Annotated in this window: 1 protein-coding gene; it reads left to right on the top strand. The window is 62.4% G+C overall.

Annotation, left to right across the window (positions count from 1 at the left end; all coding sequences use genetic code 11):
* A partial coding sequence (locus HKX41_11455; GenBank protein NNC24748.1) for an ABC transporter ATP-binding protein occupies positions 1-274 on the top strand: 274 nt, incomplete at both ends.

Raw genomic sequence — 274 nt, 5'->3', positions numbered from 1 at the left:
CCACTACACCGGGCAGGAATTGCGCGAAGTGCGCGCCGGCGAGCTTGTCCAGTTCGACGCCGCTTTTTCGATGGACGTAGGTGCAGGTACGTACTCGGTGTCGTTGGCCTTGCACAGCTCGGAAACCCACTTGGTCAACAACTACCAGTGGAAGGACCTGGCCCTGGTGTTCACCGTGGCCAACGCCGACAAGGTCAAGTTCGCTGGCGTCGCCTACCTGCCGCCGAGGATCGGCATACAACAGTTCGGAGCCGATGGCTCGCGGCGCGTCCAG

Source organism: Salifodinibacter halophilus (assembly GCA_012999515.1).
GTDB lineage: Bacteria > Pseudomonadota > Gammaproteobacteria > Nevskiales > Salinisphaeraceae > Salifodinibacter > Salifodinibacter halophilus.
Note: the sequence above shows the minus strand (reverse complement) of the source record. Positions and strands in the feature narration are given on the sequence as shown.